Source organism: Aliidiomarina sp. (assembly GCF_047920995.1).
Lineage (GTDB): Bacteria > Pseudomonadota > Gammaproteobacteria > Enterobacterales > Alteromonadaceae > Aliidiomarina.
Map to the genome: position 1 here is coordinate 47,735 of NZ_JBLRWZ010000008.1, position 24,816 is coordinate 72,550.

Annotated in this window: 18 protein-coding genes; 8 read left to right on the top strand and 10 right to left on the bottom strand. The window is 48.2% G+C overall.

Features of this window, described 5'->3' with window-relative positions; translation table 11 throughout:
- Positions 1-9: 9 nt before the first annotated feature.
- Both msbA and ACNA7P_RS03580 read right to left on the bottom strand, forming a co-directional pair.
- Positions 10-1,752, bottom strand: a complete 1,743-nt coding sequence (msbA, locus tag ACNA7P_RS03575; protein WP_416257236.1) for a lipid A export permease/ATP-binding protein MsbA — start codon at positions 1,750-1,752, stop codon at positions 10-12.
- Between the two features lie 71 nt (positions 1,753-1,823).
- Entirely contained in the window at positions 1,824-4,487 is a 2,664-nt protein-coding gene (locus ACNA7P_RS03580) for a DNA internalization-related competence protein ComEC/Rec2 (protein WP_416257237.1), read from the bottom strand.
- A gap of 125 nt (positions 4,488-4,612) precedes the next feature.
- Here ACNA7P_RS03580 and ACNA7P_RS03585 point away from each other — a divergent pair, with 125 nt between their 5' ends.
- On the top strand, positions 4,613-5,134 hold the full coding sequence (locus ACNA7P_RS03585) for a DUF2062 domain-containing protein (protein WP_416257238.1): 522 nt from the start codon (positions 4,613-4,615) through the stop codon (positions 5,132-5,134).
- Here ACNA7P_RS03585 and ACNA7P_RS03590 read toward each other — a convergent pair.
- From ACNA7P_RS03590 to ACNA7P_RS03600, 3 genes are read right to left on the bottom strand one after another with little or no spacing between them, the layout of a single operon-like run.
- The gene (locus ACNA7P_RS03590; RefSeq protein ID WP_416257239.1) at positions 5,131-6,369 is read right to left on the bottom strand and encodes a lipoprotein-releasing ABC transporter permease subunit; all 1,239 of its coding nucleotides are present in this window, start codon (positions 6,367-6,369) and stop codon (positions 5,131-5,133) included. The two genes, ACNA7P_RS03585 and ACNA7P_RS03590, sit on opposite strands and share 4 nt — an antisense overlap.
- Positions 6,366-7,115: a lipoprotein-releasing ABC transporter ATP-binding protein LolD gene (lolD, locus tag ACNA7P_RS03595; protein ID WP_416257258.1), complete on the bottom strand. Its 750-nt coding sequence runs from the start codon at positions 7,113-7,115 to the stop codon at positions 6,366-6,368. Before lolD ends, ACNA7P_RS03590 begins: the two co-directional genes overlap by 4 nt.
- A gap of 4 nt (positions 7,116-7,119) precedes the next feature.
- Complete coding sequence (locus ACNA7P_RS03600; RefSeq protein ID WP_416257240.1) at positions 7,120-8,376, bottom strand: lipoprotein-releasing ABC transporter permease subunit; 1,257 nt, start codon at positions 8,374-8,376, stop codon at positions 7,120-7,122.
- A 172-nt stretch (positions 8,377-8,548) separates the two neighbouring features.
- Here ACNA7P_RS03600 and mfd point away from each other — a divergent pair, with 172 nt between their 5' ends.
- Both mfd and ACNA7P_RS03610 read left to right on the top strand, forming a co-directional pair.
- On the top strand, positions 8,549-12,025 hold the full coding sequence (gene mfd, locus ACNA7P_RS03605; RefSeq protein ID WP_416257241.1) for a transcription-repair coupling factor: 3,477 nt from the start codon (positions 8,549-8,551) through the stop codon (positions 12,023-12,025).
- Positions 12,026-12,050: 25 nt separating this feature from the next.
- Complete coding sequence (locus ACNA7P_RS03610; protein WP_416257242.1) at positions 12,051-13,379, top strand: CsiV family protein; 1,329 nt, start codon at positions 12,051-12,053, stop codon at positions 13,377-13,379.
- 89 nt (positions 13,380-13,468) lie between these two features.
- Here the strand turns inward: ACNA7P_RS03610 and acnA are convergent, their stop codons facing one another.
- Entirely contained in the window at positions 13,469-16,183 is a 2,715-nt protein-coding gene (acnA, locus tag ACNA7P_RS03615; protein WP_416257244.1) for an aconitate hydratase AcnA, read from the bottom strand.
- 234 nt (positions 16,184-16,417) lie between these two features.
- Between acnA and tesB the strand changes: the two genes are divergently transcribed.
- The 3 genes from tesB (at position 16,418) to ACNA7P_RS03630 (ending at position 19,037) form a co-directional block, all read left to right on the top strand.
- Positions 16,418-17,278: an acyl-CoA thioesterase II gene (gene tesB / locus ACNA7P_RS03620; RefSeq protein WP_416257245.1), complete on the top strand. Its 861-nt coding sequence runs from the start codon at positions 16,418-16,420 to the stop codon at positions 17,276-17,278.
- 61 nt (positions 17,279-17,339) lie between these two features.
- Positions 17,340-18,092, top strand: a complete 753-nt coding sequence (locus ACNA7P_RS03625) for an SDR family NAD(P)-dependent oxidoreductase (RefSeq protein ID WP_416257246.1) — start codon at positions 17,340-17,342, stop codon at positions 18,090-18,092.
- Between the two features lie 57 nt (positions 18,093-18,149).
- Positions 18,150-19,037, top strand: coding sequence for a DUF1028 domain-containing protein (locus ACNA7P_RS03630; RefSeq protein ID WP_416257247.1), 888 nt, complete (start codon positions 18,150-18,152; stop codon positions 19,035-19,037).
- Here the strand turns inward: ACNA7P_RS03630 and ACNA7P_RS03635 are convergent.
- Positions 18,993-19,943 (bottom strand): hypothetical protein, encoded by a 951-nt coding sequence (locus ACNA7P_RS03635; protein ID WP_416257248.1) that lies wholly within the window; start codon positions 19,941-19,943, stop codon positions 18,993-18,995. The genes ACNA7P_RS03630 and ACNA7P_RS03635 overlap by 45 nt on opposite strands.
- A gap of 94 nt (positions 19,944-20,037) precedes the next feature.
- Here ACNA7P_RS03635 and ACNA7P_RS03640 point away from each other — a divergent pair, with 94 nt between their 5' ends.
- Positions 20,038-21,087: a phospholipase A gene (locus ACNA7P_RS03640; protein WP_416257249.1), complete on the top strand. Its 1,050-nt coding sequence runs from the start codon at positions 20,038-20,040 to the stop codon at positions 21,085-21,087.
- A 17-nt stretch (positions 21,088-21,104) separates the two neighbouring features.
- Here the strand turns inward: ACNA7P_RS03640 and ACNA7P_RS03645 are convergent, their stop codons facing one another.
- The 3 genes from ACNA7P_RS03645 to ACNA7P_RS03655 are packed head-to-tail and all read right to left on the bottom strand — an operon-like array spanning position 21,105 to position 24,152.
- A complete protein-coding gene (locus tag ACNA7P_RS03645) occupies positions 21,105-22,259 on the bottom strand; it encodes a threonine aldolase family protein (RefSeq protein WP_416257250.1) in 1,155 nt (384 codons plus the stop codon).
- Positions 22,256-23,221 (bottom strand): ChaN family lipoprotein, encoded by a 966-nt coding sequence (locus tag ACNA7P_RS03650; RefSeq protein ID WP_416257251.1) that lies wholly within the window; start codon positions 23,219-23,221, stop codon positions 22,256-22,258. Before ACNA7P_RS03650 ends, ACNA7P_RS03645 begins: the two co-directional genes overlap by 4 nt.
- Positions 23,202-24,152, bottom strand: coding sequence for a M14 family metallocarboxypeptidase (locus ACNA7P_RS03655; protein WP_416257252.1), 951 nt, complete (start codon positions 24,150-24,152; stop codon positions 23,202-23,204). Before ACNA7P_RS03655 ends, ACNA7P_RS03650 begins: the two co-directional genes overlap by 20 nt.
- A gap of 269 nt (positions 24,153-24,421) precedes the next feature.
- Here ACNA7P_RS03655 and ACNA7P_RS03660 point away from each other — a divergent pair, with 269 nt between their 5' ends.
- Entirely contained in the window at positions 24,422-24,730 is a 309-nt protein-coding gene (locus ACNA7P_RS03660; protein ID WP_416257253.1) for a YebG family protein, read from the top strand.
- The last annotated feature ends 86 nt before the right edge of the window (positions 24,731-24,816 follow it).

Consider the following 24,816-nt stretch of genomic DNA (forward strand, 5'->3'; position numbering starts at 1 on the left):
CGTCCTTGGTTATTCGCCGAATTGCATATTGTACAGTTGTGCATAGGCACCGCCTTTTTCCAGCAGTTCCGCATGGTTACCACGCTCAACAATGGCACCATGATCTAGCACTAAAATTTCGTCGGCCTTTTCTATTGTCGATAACCGGTGCGCAATTACTAATGATGTTCGATCTTGCTGCAAATTATCGAGGGCTTTTTGGATATGCCGCTCAGATTCAGTATCTAACGCAGAAGTAGCCTCATCCAGGATTAACAGCGGTGCATCACGCAACAGCGCTCGCGCAATGGCAATGCGCTGGCGCTGGCCACCTGATAACATTACGCCATTCTCACCCACAATGGTTTCTAAGCCCTGTGGAAGCTCGTTAATAAACTCATCGGCGTAAGCTAATTTTATCGCCCGATCAATATCTTCACGGCTTACTGGGCCTCGGCCACCGTAAGCAATATTGTTAGCAATGGTATCGTTAAATAAAGTTACATTTTGTGATACCACGGCAAACTGCCGGCGTAACGATTTCAGTTCGTAATCACGCAAATCAATGCCATCTAATTCTATAGTGCCAGTTTCATAATCGTAGAAACGCGTAAGCAAATTAGAAATGGTAGATTTTCCGCTACCAGAGCGGCCTACCAAAGCAACCGTACTTCCTGCAGGCACCGAGAAGCTAACATTCTTCAGTGCTGCTGCATCACCTTTGCGGTAGTTAAAGGTTAAATCTTTCACCGTTAACTCGCCGCGCACGCGATCTACTTTAATTGAACCGGTATCTTTCTCTTGTTCTTCATCGAGAACTTTGAAAATACTAGCCGCTGCCGCTAAACCGCGCTGGAAATCTGCATTTACGTTGGTAAGCTGCTTCAATGGGCGCAACAGCATAATCATTGCGGTTAACAGCGTGGTAAAGGCACCTGGGGTAAGCTGTTCAATCATGCTCGGAAAGCTTGCTATCAACAGTACCGCTGCCAAGCTTAACGAAGCAATAAATTGAATTACCGAGGTACTAATGGTGCGAATATTCACCAATTTCATGTTCTGTTGGCGAGTTGCTTTATTTACCTCAGCAAAACGTTTTGCTTCGTGCTCCTGCCCTTCAAACATCACCACTACTTGATGGCCATTAATCATTTGCTCAGAAGTGGTAGTAACGTTTCCCATCGCCGTTTGAATTTTCGTACTTACTTCCCGAAATTTGCGCGAAACCACTGATACAACTTTAGCGATTACTGGGCCAATCAAAAAGAATACTAACGATAACTGCCAGCTGTGGTAGAGCATTAAGCCCAATAAGCCGATTACGAAGGCGCCTTCCCGAATTAAGGTAAGTACCGCTCGGCTAGTAGCTTCCGCAAGTTGCTGCGAATCGTAGGTGATTTTGGAAATCAGATCGCCAGTAGATACGTTATCGTGATAGGAAACTGGCACGCGCATTAGGTGTTCGAACAGCTGCTGGCGCATGGTAGTAACGATTTGAAAGCCTACATAGCTAAGGAAATAGGTAGAAACAAAGTTAAAGAAGCCGCGCAGAATAAACACCAACGGCACAAAAATCGCACCATACACGAGGATTTTTGAGTTACTTTGCCCTAAACCCTGATCAATCAGAGTTTCAATGTGGTAGAAGAAAAACGTATCTACGCCAGCATAACCGAGCATACCTATTACGGCAGCGAAAAAGGCTAATCGATACGGTTTAATATAAGAGAGCAGCCGGCGAAAGTGTTTTTTTCGAATAGTTTGCGAATCCATTGGAATCCATATATTTACAAAGACGAAATCATTGTAACCGGAAAATTACGCGTTTTCCTAGTAGCGCGGCATTACTTCTGTGCTTCTGAGAGCAACTTTGTGTACCAACGCGGCCTAATTTGTTCACGAAACGTTCGAATGTTAAAGCCCTGTGGCGTGAAAAGCACTGAAACTTGGCCCACCAAGCCGGTATCATACAGCGGTACCTGCGCCATTTCGAAGCGCTGTAGTACTTCGTTATGCGGCATCTGAAAACTATTTCGGTACCCGCGGCTTACAATACCAGCCTTTGGCTTTACCTGTACCAAAAAATCTACTTGGCTAGATGTGCGCGAGCCATGGTGCGGGAGCAGCAATATATCACTACGCAATGCCGAACCATATCGCCCTACCATGCGCAGTTCGGTTTGCGCCTGTACATCGCCCGTTAATAAAATACGCTGGCCAGCATACTCAAGTTGCAGCACACAACTATCATTGTTGGGCCCGAAAGAAGGCCCAGGCAGAGGCGCCAATGCCTTTATTCGCACCCCATGCCACAGCCACTGCTGCCCCCAAGCACAAGGCCATGCATCGCCCGCCACAAAGGTGTCTGGAAATTGCTTCGGCAACCATCCCCAGCTTTCCCCCTCAGCCGTAAAGAAACGCGAGCGCATCATTTGTAACTCTGGCCATTCAGCCTGAAGTGCCGCTACACCGCCGGTATGGTCTTGATGATCATGCGAAATAACCAACCATTCTGGTGTTAGCTGGTGATAGCGCAAAAACGGTATTAACGTGGTTTCACCAATCGTACTGCCTAAGCGAAAGCCCGGCCCAGCATCAAATACCAACGCGCTGCTACCCCGCTGCACTACTATTGCAGCACCTTGGCCAACATCCAGCACATGTAGCGCAAACTCGTTGGCCGGCACTGGTTTTAGTAACGTATTCACTAGCGGTATCACAATAACCGCACCAGCGATTCGATAACGCCAGCGCGCAGGCCAGAAGTACAGCGCCAGCAGCAGTACACACAACCACCCTAGCCTGACATCCATACTTGCTAACCAATGCTGGGGTAACTCCCGGCTTTTACTTAACCCCCAAAAAATACTATGCAAACAGTAATCCATCATTACTAGCAATGGTTCCAACAGGGTAGCAACACGCGGCAGTTGAGGTAGGAAGAGAATTAGCGCCGCGCTAAGCAAGGTAAACGGCAACACCAGAATACTAAAAATGGGCAAAAACACGAGGTTAGTAAATGGCGCTATCCAAGGCATTCCGGCAAATAACAAAATCGATAACGGCGCCAACGCTAAGGTAAGCACCATTTCCAAGGCTAATAGCTGCCAAAGGTATAAACCAAGCCCCTGTTTAGGTTGCCAACGCTGCGGCCATACTGAACCTCGCCATTGCCAGGTAAATATTGCGGCAACAGCGCACGCGCTAAGCCAAAAGCCAGCATCTAACCAAGCCAAGGGATCGATAATCAGCACAATGGCAACACAGCGTAACAATATGCGTAGCACTGGAATGCGCCAGGCGAAAAAGCGGGTAGCGCTAAATAACGCCACCAGAATAAACGCCCGCACCGTTGCTACGGCAAAACCGGCTAGCCACGCATAAAACAGCGCTACGAATAGAGCAAACAGCAGTGCTTGGGTATCAATTGTGCGCTGCTTGCTAAGAACGAAAGCACCGCCAATAAGCAAACGGCCTAACCACCATGCGGCAGCAAACACTAGGGTAAGGTGTAAGCCCGAAATAGCCATCACATGCGCAAGGCCAGTTTCCTGAAGTAGCTGCCAACGCTCGGTACTTAACCATTGTCGATCCCCAACCATTAAGGCCAACAATATATCTGCATGCAACAACGTATGTTCAGGTGAAGTGGCTGCTCGCCGAGCATGCAAATAGCTAAAGATCTGCCACCGTGGTGAGTGAACTTCGCTACCTACCCGCTCCGCATGTTCAATGTTGCCAGTGAAGTATATGCCGCGCCGCAATAGATGCGCTTGATAATTAAAACCGCCTTCATTTAAGCGGCCATGAATTGGCCGTGTGCGTGCCGTTATTTGCCACACTTCGCCAATTTTAGGCAGCCCTTCTAGGCTATTACTGGCAGGTATTGCATTAGCATGGCTAGCGGATGTGCTGAATACATCAGCTTCTGCATAGCCATATAAGCGAATCTTCGCGGCAGGGAGCCAAAGGTAAGTAAACCGTTGCCACCAGTTCTGTTCTTGCGTAGGAAGCAATCGTGCATCTACCTGCCAACGCCAACCTTCATGTTGCAGCAAATTAGTTACCCGTACTTGCATCGCAACGGGCTGCTCAAGCGTATTTAAATGCAAGCCATAATGAGCTACTAAATTGCGATTTATATTTTTGCTATACGCATGATATGTATATAAAAATACTAAAACAAAGCCACTAAGCGCACCGGTAATTATAATCTTTGTAATTTTCCAGTTTACAACGGCAAAATTTACGGTAGCATTCGCTCTCGCTGGCGCAGCACTGCGGGCACCTTTGCGCATACGAGGTAGCCCGTTTACTTTTGTTGCGGAAAGTACTGTAAGGAGCGATGGCAAAAACGCGGCAGCGATATAGCACAGCCCTGTGAGCAGGAACGTAAATATAAGGGTGGTAAGGGTAAATTGGTGTTCTAACCAGCTGCTAGGCAACCAAAATATGCCCAACGATGCTAGAATAAAGCCAATGCACCACAAATCGATTTGAGTTTTCATGTGCGAGTTCAGCATCCATGCTTGAATTCAAGTAGTAGCAAACAACACTAGATATCTAAACGAATATGCCTAGAAAGTTTTTAAAACGGTTCATGCCTGATGTTCATAAATTGAACCAGTATGGCGTGTTAAAACCGTTTGGAAAAATAGCTCATGAAGCTAATTTATGGCACTTGAATCGGCGCTCTGCCGCCGGCGCTTTCGCCGTGGGCGTATTTCTGGCTTTTATGCCGATCCCAATGCAAATGCTTGTGGCCGCAGCGTGCGCCATTATATTACGTGTTAATTTGCCGCTCTCGGTGGCCATGGTATGGATCAGTAACCCACTTACTCTGCCGCCGATGCTGTTTGCATCATACCAAGTAGGGTCGTTTCTACTGAATCGGCATCCCGAACCCTTTCTATTCGAGCTTTCCCTATCGTGGTTTAGAGCCGGCTTTAGCACTATTGTGCCGCCGTTGTTTTTGGGGGCTGTTGTATTAGGCGCTTGCGCCTCAGGTATTACCTATTTCTTAGTGCGGAAAATCTGGCGCCAAGCGGTACAAAATGCGTGGAATGAACGAATTCAGCGGCGCAAGGAGCGCTTCTTAAAGCTCAAAGAGGAACTGATTGAGCGCCAACGGCAATTACGCGATCGCGACGATTAACTGCCACGTAATGCCTGTGCTGGCGCGAGTTTTGCAGCTTGGCGAGCTGGATAAATAGTGGCCAGTACGCTGGTTACAATGGCCAACCCTGCCACTAACAGCACCTCTGCCCACACAACTTCGCTTGGAATACTGCTAATAAAATACAGCTCGGCCGGTAACATTGATACATTCAAAGTGCGCTCTAGTGCACCTAATACTTGTGGTAATGCAAGCGCTAAAATAGTACCCACAACACTACCTACAACAGCTCCTACTACGCCATTTAAACTGCCCTGCCACACAAAAGTGCGCATGATCAAACTCTCGGAAGCGCCCATAGTGCGCAAAATAGCAATGCTCGCCTGTTTTTCGCGAACCACCATTACTAAGGTAGAAACAATATTGAATGATGCTACCGCAAGCACTAGCACTAACACTAGATACATAATTGTACGCACCAGCTGAATATCACGAAATAAGTGCCCTTCGCTGCGGGTCCAATCATGAATATACGCATACTCCTGGATTTGCCCAGCCACTTCACGAGCAATCATCGGTGCGGCATACACATCATGCAAAGCCAGCCGAACACTGGATGCTTCGGTATCTAGCCCCGCAGTAGTTTGGCCCAATGCTAAGTGGATATACGCTTGTTGAAAATCAAGCTCACCGCCCATGGCGAACAAACCCACCACAGTTACATTAATGCGCCGAGGGGCTCGAATCGTGTTGCCTTGCTGCAGCTGGGGTATCAATAAATTTAAGTTATCGCCGATACCAAGGCCCAGCTCATTGGCTAAGCCTTTGCCGAGCAGCACCCCATTCTCTGTATTCACAAATTGCTGCCATGCACTACTCGATACATATCGGGTAATACCGGAAACTGCCGGCTCTAATTCCGGATTAATAGCGCGCAATTCCAAGCCCCGAAAGCGCCCTGGCAATTGCACCATAGCACTCAGCTTAATGGCAGGAGCCGCAGCACGTACGCCTGGGTGTTGCTCAGCAACGCGCACAATTTCTTGCCAATCTTCTAAACCACCCTGCACCGCTTGATATTCCACGTGCGGAACTAAGGAAAGAAAATCATTCTCCAGCGCTTTTTGAAAACCATTCATTACCGAAAGTAAAATAATTAGAATCGCGCACGCAAGGCCAATACCTATCGTAGATGAGGCGGAAATAAAGCTTAAGTAGCGCGTTTTCTCGCGGCTTTGGCGAAAGCGATGCGCTAACAAAAACGGTAAATTCATGCCTTACCCTCTGGCTTCGCACCGGATTGCAATTGGCCACCCTGAGCGCTATCCGTGCCCACCGGGCCGTTCTCTAAAAATCCAGAATGCAGCTGCAACTGCCGCGGTAGTTTTTGTGCCAGCACAATATCATGGGTTACCACTACAAAAGCAGTACCAAACTGCTCATTCAGCTCTAGCATTAAATCGTAAATTACTGCGGCGGTTTCTTCATCTAAATTACCAGTAGGCTCATCCGCTAACACAAGTACCGGATCATTCACCAAAGCACGCGCAATCGCTACGCGCTGGCGTTCGCCACCAGAAAGGCGAGCAGGCTCATGCTCTAAGCGATGGCCCAAACCTACGCGCTCAAGCAGCGCTTGCGCTTTTTGCTTCGCTTTCGCCATCGGCCAACCGGCAATTAATAACGGCATTGCCACGTTTTCTAAGGCGGTAAACTCACTCAATAAATGGTGAAACTGATAAATAAACCCAAGCTTCTGATTTCGCCATTGGGCTAGTTGCTGAGGTTTCAGTGCGGCTGGCGTAGCACCTGCCACCATCACAGTACCTGTATCGGCTTCATCCAAGCCACCAAGAATATGTAGCAAGGTACTTTTTCCCGAGCCCGAAGAACCCACAATGGCTAGCAACTCACCGGCTGCTAGCTGCAAGTTTATGTTTTCCAGTACGGTTACCCGCTCTTCACCATCGGCGTAGCTTTTCGCTAGCCCGGCCACATCTATTAACCATTGTTGTTGCATAGTTTTACTCATAACGAAGAATTTCTGCCGGTTGCAAGCGCGCGGCGCGCCACGCAGGATAAAGCGTAGCTAATAAAGTTAACAGCATCGCCGCAGCTACAATTTGCATAATCTGCAATGGGTTAATCAACACCGGCAAATGCATACCTTGGCTAAATACGCTAATGCCCAGCACACTTAAAATCCCATTTAAACTCAAAGTAACCACTAAGCCGAGAGCGAGGCCTAGAATACTTCCCAGCACCCCACCGTACATTCCTTGTAGTAGCAGCGTTTGGTACAAACGCTTGCGATCTAAGCCCAAGGTTTGTAATACGGCGATATCGCCTCGTTTATCCTGAATCAACATCACCAGTGCCGACACTGCATTAAATGCGGCTACTGCAACAATGAGGCCAAGCATAATCATCATCATGCCCTTTTCCATGCGCACGGCAGCGAATAACTGCCCGAAGCGTTGCTGCCAACTATCAATTTGCCAATCACTCACCGAGTTTTGGCTTTTTAATGTAGCCGTAACACCATCTGCTGCAAAGGCATCATCTAACCACAAGCGTAAACCGGTTACATGCCCCTCGGGGTAACGAAACAACCGCGCCGCATCGGCGCCGTGCATCACAATAAGTTGCGAATCAATATCGGCACCTACTTCAAAAATACCTGCTACGGTGAATTGCCGTTGCGCCGGCATTACTCCAAAAGGTGTGTGTTGTTGTCCTTTGGCCGCAGTTATGCGCACACGTTCACCGATGTGTACATCCATTTGCCGCGCCAGCGGCCGGCCAATAATTACTCGGTACTCTCCTGCACGCAGGTGCTCTAAACGCCCTGCGGAAAGGCTTTGCGCCAATACGCTTTGGGCAGGTTCATGTTCGGGAAAAATTCCCTGCAACATTACCGCACGCATAATGGTATTGCCTTGCACTAAGCCCTCAGATTGCACATAAGGGCTTACGTGCTGCACACTCGATGGCCATTGCCAGGCATTTTTCTGTTGCTGCCAATCTGCCATTGCCGGTTGTATACGTGAACTTGCTACGGTAGTGGCGGGAGTAATGGTAACTTGCGGCACTACCCCTAGAATGCGGGTTTTTAATTCGTTTTCGAAACCATTCATTACCGAGGTAACAATAATCAGCGCAGTAACGCCCAGCATAATACCGGCCATTACAAAATGGCTAATAAAACGAGTAAACGAGGAACGCGCCCGGGATCGGCTGTAACGAAGGGCAAGAAATACCGATATCGGTAATTTGATCATGAAGGCTTAAAATCCCGTAGTGAGCACTTAAAATTTAGCAAGCATAACTAGTTATACGCAAGCATAATGCGAACCGCTCTTTCGTACAACCTGCCGAAGCGGCCTCGGTTCAGGTATAATGGCGCAAAAGTGGAGCAACCCCACCCAAAGAAATTGTAGGAAAACGCTATACATGAGCCAAATTTCGTTACTTCAGCCCCCGTTTCCAGAGCAAGCTGGCAAAGAATTTACCTGGCGCCACCTCTCTGGCAGTAGTACGGCCCTTGCCATTAGCCAGTTGTATCGGCAGCAACCGCGGCAATTATTATTGGTAACCAGCGATACCCCTAGCGCCTATCGATTTGCCCATGAGTTAAAATTTTTTGCGCCCGAGTTTGCCCAACATATTCAAGTATTGCCAGATTGGGAAACGCTGCCTTACGATAATTTTTCACCCCATCAGGACATAATTTCCGAACGTATTCGCGTGCTTGCTACCTTGCCCCAACAGCAACACGGTATCTTAATTGTAGCGCTCAATACTTTGATGCATCGGCTACCACCAATCGAATTCTTGGCAGGCCATAGCTTTTTGCTAAAAACCGGCCAGAAGCACTCTTTAGAAGCCTTGCGGATGCAACTGGAAACTGCAGGCTACCGGCATGTGAACCAAGTAATGGAACACGGTGAATACAGTGTGCGCGGCTCTATTGTTGATTTGTTCCCAATGGGTAGCGAAACCCCATATCGCATTGATTACTTTGATGATGATATTGATAGCATTCGCCATTTTGATACCGAATCGCAGCGTTCCGATACTCCTATTACGGAAATTGCCCTGTTGCCCGCGCGAGAGTTTCCTACCACGCCCAATGGTATCGAACTCTTTCGCCGCCAGTTCCGCGAGCAGTTTGCCGCACTAACTGCAAGAGATTCAATTTACCAACAAGTAACCCAAGGTATTATTCCTGCAGGGGTTGAGTACTATGCGCCGCTATTTTTCGAAACTACCGCCACGCTGTTTGATTATCTGCCCAGTAACACCCTGCTGCTTACCCATGGTGATCTGCAAAGCCAACTCAAAAAGCTTTGGCACGATTTAAATTTTCGTTATGAAGATCGCCGTTGGGATAAAGAAAAACCAATTTTGCCACCGCAGCAGTTATTTTTGCCAGAAGATCAAATTTTCCAAGCCTTTAAGCAATACCCGCGTGTACGCCTTGGCGTAATTGAAGGGCAACGCTCTCCCGGCCCGGTAGATTTTAAAACCCGCCCGGTGAGTGATATCAGTATCGATGCTAAGCAAAAGAATCCGCTTGCTAGTATCAGTGCTCATGTGCATAAAGCGCTCGATAAAGGCCAGCAGATCTTGTTTTGTGTGGAATCTGCAGGCCGCCGTGAAAGCTTAATGCAGTTGCTCGGAAAAGCGGCAATTCACCCGCAAGAGGTGCATGAGTTTGCGGAATTTATTCAGCGTGAACTTCCACTTGCCATCATGATTAGCCCTTTAGAGCACTCCTTTTTTGCGGAAATTGATGCTGAGCTCAGTATTTGGGTAATCACCGAAACAGAACTGCTTGGCCATCGGCCACCACAACGCCGCCGCAGTGATAAACGCAGTGCGCAACAAGCCGATGCCCTAATTGCCAACCTTGCCGAGCTATCACTGGGCCAGCTAGTGGTGCATATCGATCATGGTATTGGCCGCTATCAAGGTCTCTCGAACTTAGCTACAGGTGGTATCGAAACCGAGTTTCTAACGCTTGAATACAATAACAATACTAAGTTGTTCGTACCTGTTTCTTCGCTGCACCTCATTAGCCGCTACAGCGGGGGCGATCAAGAAAAGGTAAAACTCAGCAACCTCGGTAATGATAGCTGGGAGAAAGCCCGCAAAAAGGCCGCTGAAAAAGTGCGCGATGTGGCCGCCGAGCTGCTCGAGGTATATGCCCAACGCGAAGCTAAATCTGGTTATCCGTTCACCGTAAGTGTGGAAGACCACGATCGTTTCGCCACTGGTTTCCCTTTCAATGAAACTGATGATCAATTGGCAGCGATTAATGCAGTGCTGAGCGATATGCAGAAACCGCGCGCAATGGATCGCTTAGTGTGCGGTGATGTTGGCTTCGGTAAAACAGAAGTAGCCATGCGTGCCGCCTTCACCGCCGTAAATGATGGCAAACAGGTAGCAGTATTAGTACCCACTACCCTACTTGCGCAGCAGCATTTTGATAACTTTAAAGATCGCTTTGCCGATTGGCCGGTGCGCATCGAATTATTATCGCGTTTTCGAACTGGCAAACAAACCAGCACTGCATTGGCAGATCTTGAATCGGGCAAAGTAGATATTGTTATCGGCACGCACAAACTCTTGCAACCTGATATTAAGTTTCGCGATTTAGGATTGCTCATCGTAGACGAAGAGCATCGTTTTGGAGTGCGCCAAAAAGAACAAATTAAGCGCTTACGTTCGGATGTGGATATCCTTACCCTCACCGCTACGCCTATTCCGCGCACCTTGAATATGGCCATGAATAATATTCGTGATCTCTCCATTATTGCCACCCCACCGGCTCGCCGTTTAGCGGTTAAAACCTTTGTGCGAGAATACGATAACGCCACCGTACGCGAGGCGATATTGCGGGAAATTCTGCGTGGTGGTCAGGTGTACTTCCTGCACAATAACGTAGAAACCATTGAGCGCACGGCTGCTCATTTGCAAGAATTAGTACCAGAAGCGCGCATTCAAACTGGGCATGGCCAAATGGGTGAGCGTGAGCTCGAGCAAATCATGTCTGATTTCTATCACCAACGCTTCAATGTATTGGTGTGTACAACCATTATTGAAACCGGTATCGATGTTCCGAGCGCCAATACTATTATTATGGATCGTGCCGACCATCTTGGCTTGGCGCAACTGCATCAATTACGCGGCCGGGTTGGCCGTTCGCATCATCAGGCTTATGCATATCTATTAACACCGCATCCGAAACGGATGACCAAAGATGCCATCAAGCGCTTGGAAGCCATCAGCCAATTAGAAGATTTAGGCGCTGGCTTTGTACTCGCTACCCACGATCTAGAAATTCGCGGTGCGGGCGAACTCTTGGGTGATGAGCAAAGTGGCCAAATTGAAAGCATTGGTTTTAGTTTGTATATGGATATGCTGGAAGAAGCTGTAAATGCGCTCCGCAACGGCAAAGAGCCTTCCCTCGATCAGCTCTTAAAACAGCGCACCGAGGTAGATTTGCGAATTCCTGCGCTACTGCCAAACGATTACATTGGCGATGTAAATATTCGTTTATCGATGTACAAACGCATTGCTGGGGCCGATTCAGAGCAAGAGCTCGATGATTTGCAGGTTGAATTAATAGATCGGTTTGGCCTGTTACCCGATGCGGCGAAAAATTTATTCCGTATCAGCCAAATACGCTTGATGGCTGATCCACTCGGCATCCGCAAAATTGAAGTAGGCCCACTCGGTGGCCATATTGATTTCGCAGATCGCACCCCGGTTGAACCCACCACCATAATTGGTATGCTGCAACGCGAGCCGCAACGATTTGGTATGGATGGTTCACAACGGTTAAAAATACGTGAAGGGGTTGCTGATACCCAAGAACGTATTAAACTGGTACATTCGATTTTATTATCGTTAGCCGAACGCTAATGGGAGATTGCTGTTGAGAACGCTGTTGAAAACAACACGAGCCCTGCTACACAAATTTGCTCGCCCTTTCGCTCGCCCTTCTGCTCTGCCGGTTGCGCAACGCAGTGCAGTTATCCTGCTATGTAGTTTAGCCGCCTTAACATTCACCGCTAGCGCCCAACAGCGCAACACGGAGCAGCGCAGCACTGATAGCGAGGTAAGCGATCGCGGTTGGCGCTGGTTTGAAGTGGAAGTGGTTATCTTCCGTAACTTAGAGCCCAGTACCAGTGGTGCGGAACAATTCTCATTACAAATGGAGCCTTTTAACGTTGCTGCCAGCCGGGATTTGTTTAGCCCTCGCTTTGCCGAGCGCAATTTAGCGGGCTACATTACTGCTCTGCCGCTCTGTAAAGGCAGTAAAGGCTTTCTACCGATAGTGCGCAACACGCTTCTTACACCGCGGTTATTAAGTAATGAATTAGCGAATTATTCGGCAGATTCATTCGCCTGTTATCGTCACGAGCACCTGCCCTTAGTGGCCGCTTGGTATCAAGATTCGCAAGAGCAATTTAGCCGCACCATTTCTGCGGTGCCTACTGTGGTTAGCGGCACTCAGCATTCTTCACGCGAAGAACTCTTAGCGGCTGATATCCCCTTTTTATTGCACCAAAGTAATTTCCGCTTCAATAACCTCCGCCAGCAGTTTGATCGCCGCGGCGATACCGAAGTATTACTGCACACCGCTTGGGCGCAACCCGTATTTGCTCGTAATCGGGGCCGAAAAATGCGTTTGCTTGGAGGCCGTAATTTCAGTGCAGAGTATGATTTCTTTGGTTTCCCGAAGGCTCGTAGTGGCTATGCAGAGCTACTGGAAGAATTACGCTACAGCAACGTAAGCAGTAATTTAGAGCATCGGGCTATTCGTGCTACTGCTGCTACAGATTTAGCAACCGATAATATGTTCAACGATATCAAAACGCTATTCACCGCTATCGAGCGCAACGCGTTTAACTTTGTAGATTACGCGCATCGCGATGTGAATTTACCACAACGCCCCAGCCGCGTGCCTGCTGGCACCCCGAACCAGGTGTGGGAATTCGATGGTTTATTGGAAATCTATCTCGTGGGCAACTTTCTGCACATTGCCCCTGAGTTTAACTTACGTGAGGTGATTACCCTTAACCCCAGCGCCCGTTCGCCAGAGCAACAAGTAGATGATTTTTTGAATAATAATGATAATAGCTTGAAGTTCTTGCGCAACTACACCTTTAATCAACTACGCCGAGTTATTTCTCATCAACTCCACTATTTTGATCATCCCCATTACGGCATGGTAATCGAAATCCGGCGTACCGATTTATCATCAGCACGCTAATATGCTGCTAAGTAGAACAAAATAAACAACTAATAAAAAAGAGGCCGCTTATCTATAAGCGGCCTCTTTATTTCACGTTCGTAAATGAATTAAGCCATCATTTCCCGGAGTACATGGTGCAAGATGCCACCACTTAGGAAATAACGCACTTCGTTCAAGGTATCGATACGGCAGGTAAGCTGAAAGGTTACTTCATCGCCGTTATCCTTGCGCGCAGTAGCCTGAACTTCTTGCCCCGGCTTAATATCACCACTTAATCCTGTGAGTGATATTTCTTCACTGCCATCCAAGCCTAAGCTTTGTGCACTATCATCATTTTGGAACTGCAGCGGCAATACACCCATTCCCACTAAGTTCGAACGATGAATACGTTCATAGCTTTCCGCAATCACTGCCGAAACACCCAATAAACGCGTTCCTTTAGCAGCCCAATCGCGGCTAGAGCCAGTGCCGTATTCCTTGCCAGCTAATACAACAAGAGGCGTTTTCTCTTCTTGATAACGCATTGCCGCATCGTAAATCGACATTTCCTTACCCGAAGGTACGTGCCGGGTTACCCCGCCCTCAGAGCCTTTTACCATCAGGTTCTTAATGCGAATATTGGCGAAAGTACCGCGCATCATTACTTCATGATTACCGCGGCGGGAACCATACGAGTTGAAATCTTTTATGGCAACACCTTGCTCCTGTAAATATTTACCGGCTGGCGAATCTGGCTTAATAGCGCCTGCTGGAGAAATATGATCCGTAGTAATGGTATCGCCAAACACCGCCAACACCCGCGCGCCTTGAATATCTTTCGGCGGATCTGCTGGTTTATCGATACCATCAAAAAACGGCGGATTAGCTACATAGGTAGATTCATCACGCCATTCATAGGTGAGGCTATCGGGTATTTCCAATGCTTGCCAATGCTCATCACCATCAAATACTTCCGCGTATTGCTTACGGAACATATCACTTACTACTTTCTCTACTTCCGTTTTAATTTCTTGGGTGCTTGGCCAAATATCAGCAAGATATACTGGTTTACCATCTTTTCCTGTGCCCAAAGGCTCTTTGCTCAAATCAATGCGCGTAGTACCCGCCAGTGCAAATGCCACCACTAAAGGTGGTGAAGCTAGCCAGTTCGCTTTTACTTGCGGATGAATACGCCCTTCAAAGTTGCGGTTCCCCGAAAGCACCGAGGAAACCACCAAATCGCCTTTATCTACCGCTAGCTCAACATCTTCGGGTAATGGCCCCGAGTTACCGATACAGGTAGTGCAACCGTAACCCACTAGATCGAAGCCAAGATCATCCAGATAGGTATTCAGCCCCGCCGCAGCAAGGTAATCGGTAACAACTTTCGAGCCTGGCGCTAATGAAGATTTCACCCAGGGTTTGCGTTGCAAGCCTTTCTCAATGGCTTTTTTAGCCACTAATCCAGCCGCCAACATCACGCTTGGGTTTGAAGTATTGGTACAGGAAGTAATGGCCGCGATCACCACATCGCCATGGCGTAAATGGTGATCCGTACTTTGCAATGGCGACGATGTTGCATCGCTGAGTTCAGAGCGGTTAATCGATTCCGGCGCACCCATTTCAGGGTCTTCCGCTACCCCCATCGATTCTAAGAGCAAATCGAAGCTTTCCCCTAACTTACTCAATGAAACGCGATCTTGCGGGCGTTTTGGCCCCGCCAGTGAAGGTTCCACGGTGCTCATATCGAGTTCGAGCGAATCGGTAAATACCGGCTGGTTACTATCATCACGCCACATGCCTTGGGCTTTCGAATAGGCTTCCACTAAATCAATAGTTTCTTGCTCGCGGCCTGAAAGCTTCATGTAGGTTAAAGTTTCTTCATCTACGGGGAAGAAACCACAGGTAGCACCATACTCTGGCGCCATGTTGGCAATCGTTGCACGATCCGCCAATGGCAAATTCGCCAACCCTGGCCCATAAAATTCCACAAACTTACCCACCACGCCTTTCTTCCGCAGCATTTGCGTAACGGTTAATACTAAATCGGTAGCAGTAATACCCTCGGCCAATTCGCCATCTAAGCGAAAGCCAACCACCTCAGGAATTAACATCGAAATAGGCTGGCCCAACATGGCCGCTTCCGCTTCAATACCACCTACACCCCAGCCTAAAACACCTAAACCATTAATCATGGTGGTGTGTGAATCTGTGCCTACCAAGGTATCTGGATACGCCAATGTTTTGCCATCTTCTTCGTGGCTCCACACTACTTTGGCAAGGTATTCAAGGTTCACCTGGTGGCAAATCCCAGTGCCGGGCGGCACCACACGGAAGTTATCAAAGGCCTTCTGGCCCCAACGTAAAAACTCATAACGCTCTTTGTTGCGTTCCATTTCAATTTTTACGTTTTCAGCAAACGCCTCTGGTGAGGCGAATTTATCTACCATTACCGAGTGATCAATTACCAAATCTACAGCGGATAGCGGATTAATTCTATCGGCTGGTAATCCTGCTTTCGCCACCGCATCACGCATAGCGGCTAAATCAACCACCGCCGGTACACCGGTGAAATCTTGCATTAATACCCGCGCTGGCCGATATTCAATTTCGCTACTGGATTTGCGCTCTTTAAGCCATGCCACCATGGCATCAAAATCTTTACTTTGCACCGTAGTGCCATCTTCATTGCGCAGTAAATTTTCCAACAATACCTTTAGTGAAACCGGCAGTTTACCAATATCACCCAGTTTTTCGGCCGCTTTCGGTAAGCTGTAATAATGATATTCTTTATCACCCACCTGTAACGAACTTAGGGTGTTCAAACTATTCTTACCCAACATAATCGCTTCCTTCTTGGTGTGTTCTATCTCTTCTTTAATCGCTATCTATTAGCTTGGGCGTAATTCTCAAAAATTCAAGCTATAGCCACTATATACGGGTTTAATAACGCCCAAAATACGCTGTTCTACCGCAATACACTTTTGCTGAACATGCTTTTGCTCATCACGCAATTAGTTCATACTTATCCATTATACTAGTAGGTACAGAAACGCGTGTTGTGAATAGAGGTAAATATGAGCAAAGTATTGGATGATTTGCTAAATCTGTTGCATTTAGAACCGATCGAGCAGGGAATTTACCGGGGGCAAAGCCAAGATTTAGGCTTTGCTGCGGTATTTGGTGGCCAAGTAATGGGCCAAGCGCTCTCAGCAGCAAAAGAAACCGTGCCAGAAGGCCGTGCGGTGCATTCATTTCATAGCTATTTCTTGCGCCCCGGCGATGCGCAAAAGCCGATTGTGTATGATGTAGAGAACATTCGTGATGGTAAAAGCTTCTCCACCCGCCGTGTGAAAGCAATTCAATATGGCAAGCCCATATTTCATTTAACTGCCTCATATCAAACCCCAGAGGGGGGCGTTGAACATCAAAGTACGATGCCAGAAGTGCCCGGCCCAGAAGGGTTGCCTTCGGATTTAGATATTTATCGGGAACATGCCGAGCTTATTCCTGAGGCCATTCGCAGCAAGTTCACCAGTGAAAAGCCCATCTTGATGCGCTTTGTTACTGAATATAACCCCTTTAAGCCCAAAGCCTGTGAAGCCAAACGCTATGTATGGTTGAAAGCCAACGGCACCTTGCCAAACGATGATCGCGTGCATCAGTACCTACTGGCCTACGCATCAGATTTTAATTTTTTACCTACGTCTATGCAGCCTCACGGGAAAACCTTTGCCGATCCAAAAATCCAGATGGCTACCATTGATCATGCCATGTGGTTCCACCGCTCATTTCGCATGGACGATTGGCTACTGTATGCAATTGATAGCCCTTCAGCTCAAGGCGCGCGCGGCCTAGTGCGCGGGCAGATTTTCAGCCGCGATGGCACCTTAGTAGCCTCTACCATTCAAGAAGGATTAATTCGAGAGCGCAACTAATTTGCGAAATCACTAAAGATTAGCCATTGTTAATACAATATTATTTAACAGGGGATCAACAATGAAACTCGAAAATAAAGTAGTGGTAGTAACCGGTGGCGCCAGTGGTATTGGTTTAGCCTCTGTGGAACGCTGTTTAGCAGATGGCGCCGATGTGGTAATCGCTGATTTAGCGAGCAGCAAAGGCGCTAAATTGGCGAGTGAGCTTACGCAAGAGTACTCTCGCCGCTGCGTATTCAAGGCACTCGATGTAACCGACACCAGCAATGTAAATGCGGTATTTGCGGAAATTAAAGGTGAGTTTGGCGCCGTAGATGCGGTATTTAATAACGCCGGCATTGGCGGCATCTGCCCAGCCCATGAATATAGCGATGAAGATTTCCTGCACGTTGTTAATGTTAACCTCACCGGCGTGTTTCGCGTGGCTCGGGCCGCGCTGAATATCATGTATGAGCAAGGTTCTGGCTCTATCGTAAACTGCGCATCGATTTTGGGTAAGTTTGGCCAATCGGGCACCGCTGCTTACTCTGCGGCCAAGGGCGGCGTTGTTAATTTAACCCGCACCTTAGCGTTGGAAGCAGCTCCTCATGGGGTGCGCGTTAGCGGCATTGGCCCCGCCTACATAAAAACACCCTTGCTTGAGCAGATCGATGATGAAACTATGCAAGCACTCGTTGCCTTACACCCACTGCAGCGATTAGGTACGCCTGCAGAAGTAGCAAATGCATTTGCTTTTTTAGCTAGTGATGAGGCAAGCTTTATAACAGGCACAACATTAATGGTAGATGGTGGCTTTACTGCTGGTAAATCGTAAGCCGCGCTACTCTCACAAAACCATTGGAACCAAGCCACTGGCGCGGAGAATTACGAAATGATCGCTACGTTTACCCTTGCTGTTCGCGAACCGGAAACCAATACGCTGGCAATCATCACCGCGTCTAATTTCTTAGCTGTAGGTTCGCTCGTGCCTTGGATAAACACCCGTGCCGGGCTCATTGTAAGCCAAAGTTTTGCTAATCCTGATGCCGCTGGCTCGGCACTAGAATCGCTGCGAGCAGGCCGCACTCCCGAACAAGCGATTGAAGATTTCTTAATTGCCGACGATCTTGCTGATATGCGCCAAGTTGGCGTAATGAATGTGGCAGGTGAAAGCGCATTGTACGATGGCGAACAGTGCACACCAGAAGTAGAAAGCTTGGCCAGTAACGATTTCATTGTGTTGGGGAACATGCTGGTACCCGGCACAACCCAAGCCATTGCTAGCGCCTTTTCAGCGGCCCGTAATAAAGGCATGGAATTGGGCAGCGCAATGATTAAAGGCATGCTTGCAGGCCAACAACATGGTGGCGATAAACGGGGTAAGCTAGCCGCAGCACTCCTTATGAAACGCCAAGGTGGCGGCTATTTAGGCGGTTCAGATACCTTTGTTGATTTGCGGGTAGATGCCGCAGCAAGGCCACTTGCCGAATTACGCGATTTATATAGCGTGTTTAAGCTCTACAACCCGCAGCATTTCAGCCATCAAATGGTGCCCGTGCGCCAGCTAAGTGCCGCCGATTTGCGCCTACTCGATGAGCTTCTTGTCCACTTATCGGCTACCTCTCCTAGCCAACATTTAGTAACACTAGAGCAACCTCAGGCTGTTGCCGAGCTTCTCGGTGCGCACAATTTAGCAAGCAATTACGATGCAAAAAAAGAGCAAGTAAGTTCGTTATTACTTGCGGAAACTGCCGGCTTTTTGCGCCTTACGGCGTTGTAACCGGTTCAATTTACCGCCCTCAAAATCTTGCCAATTCTCCACCTCAAAGCGATCTTCCGCGCGCACAAAGCGCGTAATCATTTCCGGCAGTGGTGTTGGCGAAACATCTTCGGGAATGCGGTAACACTTCAATTCATTGAACGTTGAATTCAAATCTGGCACTTCGCCTGAGGCTACAATATATACCTCGCAAAAATCACCCTGCTTCGGGTTCAGCGATATTTTCCGTTCTGCGGTATGCACATCAATCGTGCCATCTTGATTCACTACAATTGCAGGGTTATCACTGCGCAAACCCATTGTAGGATTATCTTTTATTTTTATTCGAAATCGGCTGGGCACATAATTATAAGGCAGCGGATAAAACGCATCGCCATTTAAATCGAGCGGAAAGGTGTTCATTGGGTACACTTTACCCGAGGCATTCTCTCGCGCGGTTTCATAAGTACGAATAAATGCTGTAAATCGCAGGTTATACAGCAATAACGACGATGAAATATAAAAATGAATATTTAAAAATCGATCGCCATTTTCCTCATACATATCGCACATCTTGCGAAATACAATGTTATCGCGCTTCAGTACGAAGAATTTGTAAATGATAATACCGATAAACAGCGAGGGCGATAACAACGATAGTGTTGCCAAAAATGCACGAATATTTTGGTACAAAAAACGATCGGGAAGGCTCCAATTTGGCTCTTTGCCAAATAACTCTGTATAAATGTAGTAAATGTAGTTGATCACTTCGCTGCGATCACCGGTAATAAGCACAAGTATTGCTGCGAGCAGAACGGCAACAAACGCGTTAATCACTACATAATCTCGCGTTAACTGCAAAATATTGCGTGAGGCAATATATTGGCGAATTTTAAACTTTCGCTGGGGATGTTTTGGGGCTGGCATGAGTGGCTTAATCCATTATTATTCTTGTAGTTAATAACCTTAACGAATTCTGTGGCGCAGTGCTACTGTTGCTAAAACCAAATTTGGACCATCTATGTATTTCCGTAGGGTATTACTGTTACGCGCACTACAATTCGCTGGGCTTGTTGCGTGCTTCGGTTCATTTGCTAGCCATGCCGCTATTCCGTTAGAGAATCGGAACCTTGAAACGAGTGGCGATAATAGTTTGCGCAGCCCTAACGCAGTTGTGCAATGCGATGTTGTGGAATGCGCAGAAGTAACAGCAAACAGCATGCCGCAAACAGCCGAAAGCATCCATATCGGCGAGTTTATTGAGCAATTTTGGGAGCTCAATCCCGAATCCAAGCGCGGCACCTTTGTAGTTCGCACCTATCAACCAAGTTTTTTCTTACCTGCCCACTACACCACATCTATCAATAAACAGCCGAATAGCCCTAGCCGGGGAGATGCGGAATTGCAGGAAAATTTCGGCAATGTTGAAATAAAGCTGCAACTATCGCTGCGCACCAAACTGTGGGAAAACTTGTTACTACCCAACGCTGATTTATGGGCCGCCTATACTCAAATTTCGATGTGGCAAGCCTATAATAACCAAGATTCACGGCCGTTTCGCACCACCGATCATCATCCAGAGATATTCTACACCGTACCCGTAGCAGAAAAATGGGATGTACTGCCCGGCGCGGCTCGTTTACGCATGTTAACCGCCGGTTTCGCGCACCATTCAAATGGCCAAGCGAAGCCACTCTCGCGCAGCTGGAATTACACATATTTGGGTGCATTAGCCGAATGGCGGCGCTTTATGATCGAAAGTAAGTGGAAGCAGCGAATTAACGAAACCAATGATGAAGATGACAACCCGGATTTAATTCGCTATCGCGGTAATGTTGAAACCACAGCAACCTGGTTGCCCGGGCGCAGTACTGCCAGTATCAAACTCATTAGCCGTGATTTATCAACCCGCCGCGGCTCGGTACAATTTGATTTTACCTATCCACTCACTAGCCAAGCCGACGGTTTGCGCGCCTATTTACAGATATTTTCTGGGTATGGTGAAACGCTAATCGATTATAACCACCGCCAGAACCGCATTGGTATTGGCTTTTTGCTGCTAAATTTTTAGCCGAGAACAGCTCAACGTTATTTAGCACCCTGCAGTAGCGCCACCAGATGCTGCTGCCAAAATGCCACTGGGTGCTGCATGGCGTTGCGCCCTACCGGTATTTCGCACACTTGCACAGGCTTACCTTCGCGTACATAACTGGCGCGAGGTTTTGGCAACACTTCTACACCTTGCTCTTGCGCATATGCAGCTATTGCCTGTTGCAGTTGCTCGCGCTCCATCTGAATATGCAAATGGAACATGGCCGCTTGCGGCGGGTTCGGTACCACTTGCACTGCGGCTACTTCAGCCAAGGCCAAACCAAGTTCTCGCGCATAACTTACCGCACTATCTACACTGGCGAGGTTTTCGGCAACTCCTTGTTTGGCAGCTAATATGTAGGGATACAAAGAGAATAAATTGCCCCCTGCCCGGCGCGCCCATACTTTAGCTTCGGCAATAAAATCAGCTTCCCCGAGCAACATCGCCCCAGAAATACCCGCTAAATCTTTATAGAAACTTACGTACACCGAATCAGCAAGGCCGGCAATAGTGGCCAAACTTTGCCCATAGGCCGCTTGGCATTGCCACAAACGCGCGCCATCAAAGTGCACCGCTATATCATGCTCACGTGCCCAAGCTACTTGCGCCTGCAAATCATGCCAACTGGGCAACTGCCCGCCAATTTCCCGCGCGGGGAGCTCCCAAACTACAGCTGCTGGCAATTCTGCGGCCGGGCCAACGCCAAAGCCGCGCGCCGCCGATAATGGGGAGCTGGGCGTATACACTAGGTTTCGTAAATCTTCGCTAGTAAATGGTGCCTGCTCATCACCAATATGCTGCGCAGCAAGCCCCCATAATTCCTGATAGCCTGATTCTTCGTGCAGCAATAAATGGGAAGTTGGGTGCAAACCGATCGTGTTGCGCCCCTTGTGTTCGGCGTGAATCCGCAATGCTAATGGTTGCGCTAAGGTGCCACTCGGTAAAAACAACGCCGCCGGCTTGCCGAACAATGCGGCTATCTCTTGCTCAAAATCTTCAATCAGCGCACCTTGGCCATATACATCTTGCGCTACAGGCTGGCCACTCTCGCGTTCCAGCGTTTCCACGTAATCGGCTAGGCTGCGCAGTGTTGCCGCCATTCCTCTAGCGGGTTGGCGCAACATGGATACTATTGGTTTTGCGGTGCTCACGAGCCGCCCCGCATAGTTTCTAGAAACTCAGCGCAATAATCGCGTTCTTCCACGGCTGGAACAAAATAGATTAAATCGGCAGGTAAACGCCCTTCCACACGATCCTGCAAATACGTGCTGGCATCATGTTCACTGCCTACCGCTTGCAACATAATGGTAAGCCGCGGCACTTCGTTGTTCAGCCACAACGGCGCGCCATAATCAGCACGCACATGGCCACCACCGGCAATAAATACACTCACTTTATCGGCCAGCGCATTACGGTTCATTTGCCGCGCCATGAATTGATCTCGGGCCAGCTGCATTTTCAGCATCGGTGCTGCCATATCGGCAGGAAACAAATTGCAGTGGCTAGTTACCACCAAATCCAGTAAAAACTCCGAATGCGCTGGGCTATAGTGTGGTATTTCTACGATATCGCGGCGCGTAGCATCTTTCTGTTCTTCCGCCAAATCACCTGCTAGCACACGGTTTGCCCACATTAGCGCCACATGCACCTGAGCTTGGTAGTGCTCCCATGGCCAGCCCGGGTTCCAGTTCAGCTCATAGGGCAGCAAATCTCGGCGCATCATCGAACTATCAAGCGCGCGTTGTTGATCTACCGCCAACATTTCCATGGCTACATTGCCTAAAACCCGTTCATCGGCTAAAGCTTGCAGAAACTCAGCCTGAAACACATGGTGATCGGGGTGATCATGTTGTTCACCCAGCATTACCCAGCCACCTTCAGGCAGCATGGTAAGCACCTGTTCCCAGCTATAGAATTGCTCTGTAGCTGGGCTCCAAAAATGGCCAATTAACGGGTTATCAAGATGCTGATCGGCAATAAACTCACCAGCATAAAACGGCGCTTCCGCGGCAGGCGGAATATTCGTATTGCGCACACTAGGTGAGGTTGCGCACGCAACCAATAGCAGCGCAAATACGCCAATAGTGAGCGGCTTATAAATGCGCTTCAACATAGTTCAAACCTCCAACCACCGCCGCTACTTGCGCCAAAATACATTCCTCTGGCGTGGCGTTGGCGCTATCCGGATACACTTCCGTAGTGCTCACGTAATTAGCGTTCGTTAAGCCCATACACAAGCCATATTTTTTGCCGTTGTAGTTGATTACGCCAAACTGCGCCAGTGGCTCGCCAATGAGCTTGCCATCATCATCAGCTTCCGCAACGTGGGTTACTTTTTGCACCGAATCCAGAATCGATTTTTGAAACGCTGGCTGCGGGTTTTCACTATCACCCACCAAGTAAAAACCATCTGGAATATTCCAATTGGTGTTCACCGTGCCATCACGGGCTGCCAACGCTGGACGAAATTCACTGTTATCAGAATCAGTGGTTTCATGTAAATCGATATGCATCACGATATCGGCCGCTAATTTATCCAGATAGCTTTGCAGTTGCGCGGCCTCGCCCACTTGGTTCGGGGCACTAGAGCGTACAAATGAACGGTTCGGATCATTCGCCGAAGGGTTCCAACGGTTAATGGTTTCATAACCCCACGGGCTAATGCATGGCACCACTAATACATTGAAGGCATCGGTATAATGGCGCGCTTGGGTTTGCAGGAAGCGCAAGGCACCATGCACACCGCTGGTTTCATAGCCATGCACACCACCGGTTACCAACACAGTAGGCTTACCGTTTTGCCAATCACGGGTTTTCACAGCAAACAACGGATAATCTTGAAAACCAAACTGGCTATACGGCAGTTCACCATACTGCACTACATCGAAATCATTTTTGCAGGCATCAAGCTCGCTCAACACATCATCTTGATACGAGCGCTGCACTTTTTGCTCACGCAACCATTGTTGTTTCTCTTCACTACCCCAAGCTTCACCTTGAGTGCCAATATGGTAACTACTTTCGCCTTGTTGTTTCGTTGTCATTGTTACTACCTTTCGCTGGTATTTAAGGGGTGTATCATCATTTAATGCACTCGAGTATATCGCGAATTAGCGCAGGTTGGAAAACAAGCCAGCGTGTTCAACTGCAATCATGTTGGTATGAAATGTTGCCAAGAATTTAGCACACCAGGTTGCCAGAACAACCAAATAACTGTATAAATAACCAGTATACACATAGGCAATTATTTGCGCCGCCCTTCCTAAAAAAGAGCGCCTAATTCAATATCAATAATGCACCCACGAGGTACGCCATGGCTGTGATCACGCAATACGTAGTTGTTCGCAACGGAGAAGAAAAAATGACCTTTACCAGCAAAGCCGAAGCCGATGCACATGATAAAATGCTCGATATGGTAGATGAGCTGGTGCCGCTGTTAGAAAAATGTGAGGCCTTAACTTCTGATACATTAACTAGCGAACAGCAAATTGAAGATATGGCGTTTTTCTTAGCCCGCGAGCGCGAGCAAGTGCTTATTGCTCTGGGAGCAAAAAAGCCAGCCAAGAAAAAGGCGCCAAAGCCGGCGCCTAAAACTGTTACCGAAGAGCCTGCAACAGAGTAAAGAATAACAGCAAGGCGTTATTTTTTATCACTCTGAGTTTTATCACTCGGCAAATCGCAAGTGCTTTTGTTGTCAATCTGGCAAGG

Excerpts from the sequence above, each read along its gene's own strand:
- msbA (WP_416257236.1), bottom strand. The coding sequence starts at position 1,752 with ATGGATTCGCAAACTATTCGAAAAAAACACTTTCGCCGGCTGCTCTCT.
- ACNA7P_RS03580 (WP_416257237.1), bottom strand. The coding sequence starts at position 4,487 with ATGAAAACTCAAATCGATTTGTGGTGCATTGGCTTTATTCTAGCATCG.
- ACNA7P_RS03590 (WP_416257239.1), bottom strand. The coding sequence starts at position 6,369 with ATGAATTTACCGTTTTTGTTAGCGCATCGCTTTCGCCAAAGCCGCGAG.
- lolD (WP_416257258.1), bottom strand. The coding sequence starts at position 7,115 with ATGCAACAACAATGGTTAATAGATGTGGCCGGGCTAGCGAAAAGCTAC.
- ACNA7P_RS03600 (WP_416257240.1), bottom strand. The coding sequence starts at position 8,376 with ATGATCAAATTACCGATATCGGTATTTCTTGCCCTTCGTTACAGCCGA.
- mfd (WP_416257241.1), top strand. The coding sequence starts at position 8,549 with ATGAGCCAAATTTCGTTACTTCAGCCCCCGTTTCCAGAGCAAGCTGGC.
- acnA (WP_416257244.1), bottom strand. The coding sequence starts at position 16,183 with ATGTTGGGTAAGAATAGTTTGAACACCCTAAGTTCGTTACAGGTGGGT.
- tesB (WP_416257245.1), top strand. The coding sequence starts at position 16,418 with ATGAGCAAAGTATTGGATGATTTGCTAAATCTGTTGCATTTAGAACCG.
- ACNA7P_RS03625 (WP_416257246.1), top strand. The coding sequence starts at position 17,340 with ATGAAACTCGAAAATAAAGTAGTGGTAGTAACCGGTGGCGCCAGTGGT.
- ACNA7P_RS03630 (WP_416257247.1), top strand. The coding sequence starts at position 18,150 with ATGATCGCTACGTTTACCCTTGCTGTTCGCGAACCGGAAACCAATACG.
- ACNA7P_RS03635 (WP_416257248.1), bottom strand. The coding sequence starts at position 19,943 with ATGCCAGCCCCAAAACATCCCCAGCGAAAGTTTAAAATTCGCCAATAT.
- ACNA7P_RS03640 (WP_416257249.1), top strand. The coding sequence starts at position 20,038 with ATGTATTTCCGTAGGGTATTACTGTTACGCGCACTACAATTCGCTGGG.
- ACNA7P_RS03650 (WP_416257251.1), bottom strand. The coding sequence starts at position 23,221 with ATGTTGAAGCGCATTTATAAGCCGCTCACTATTGGCGTATTTGCGCTG.
- ACNA7P_RS03655 (WP_416257252.1), bottom strand. The coding sequence starts at position 24,152 with ATGACAACGAAACAACAAGGCGAAAGTAGTTACCATATTGGCACTCAA.
- ACNA7P_RS03660 (WP_416257253.1), top strand. The coding sequence starts at position 24,422 with ATGGCTGTGATCACGCAATACGTAGTTGTTCGCAACGGAGAAGAAAAA.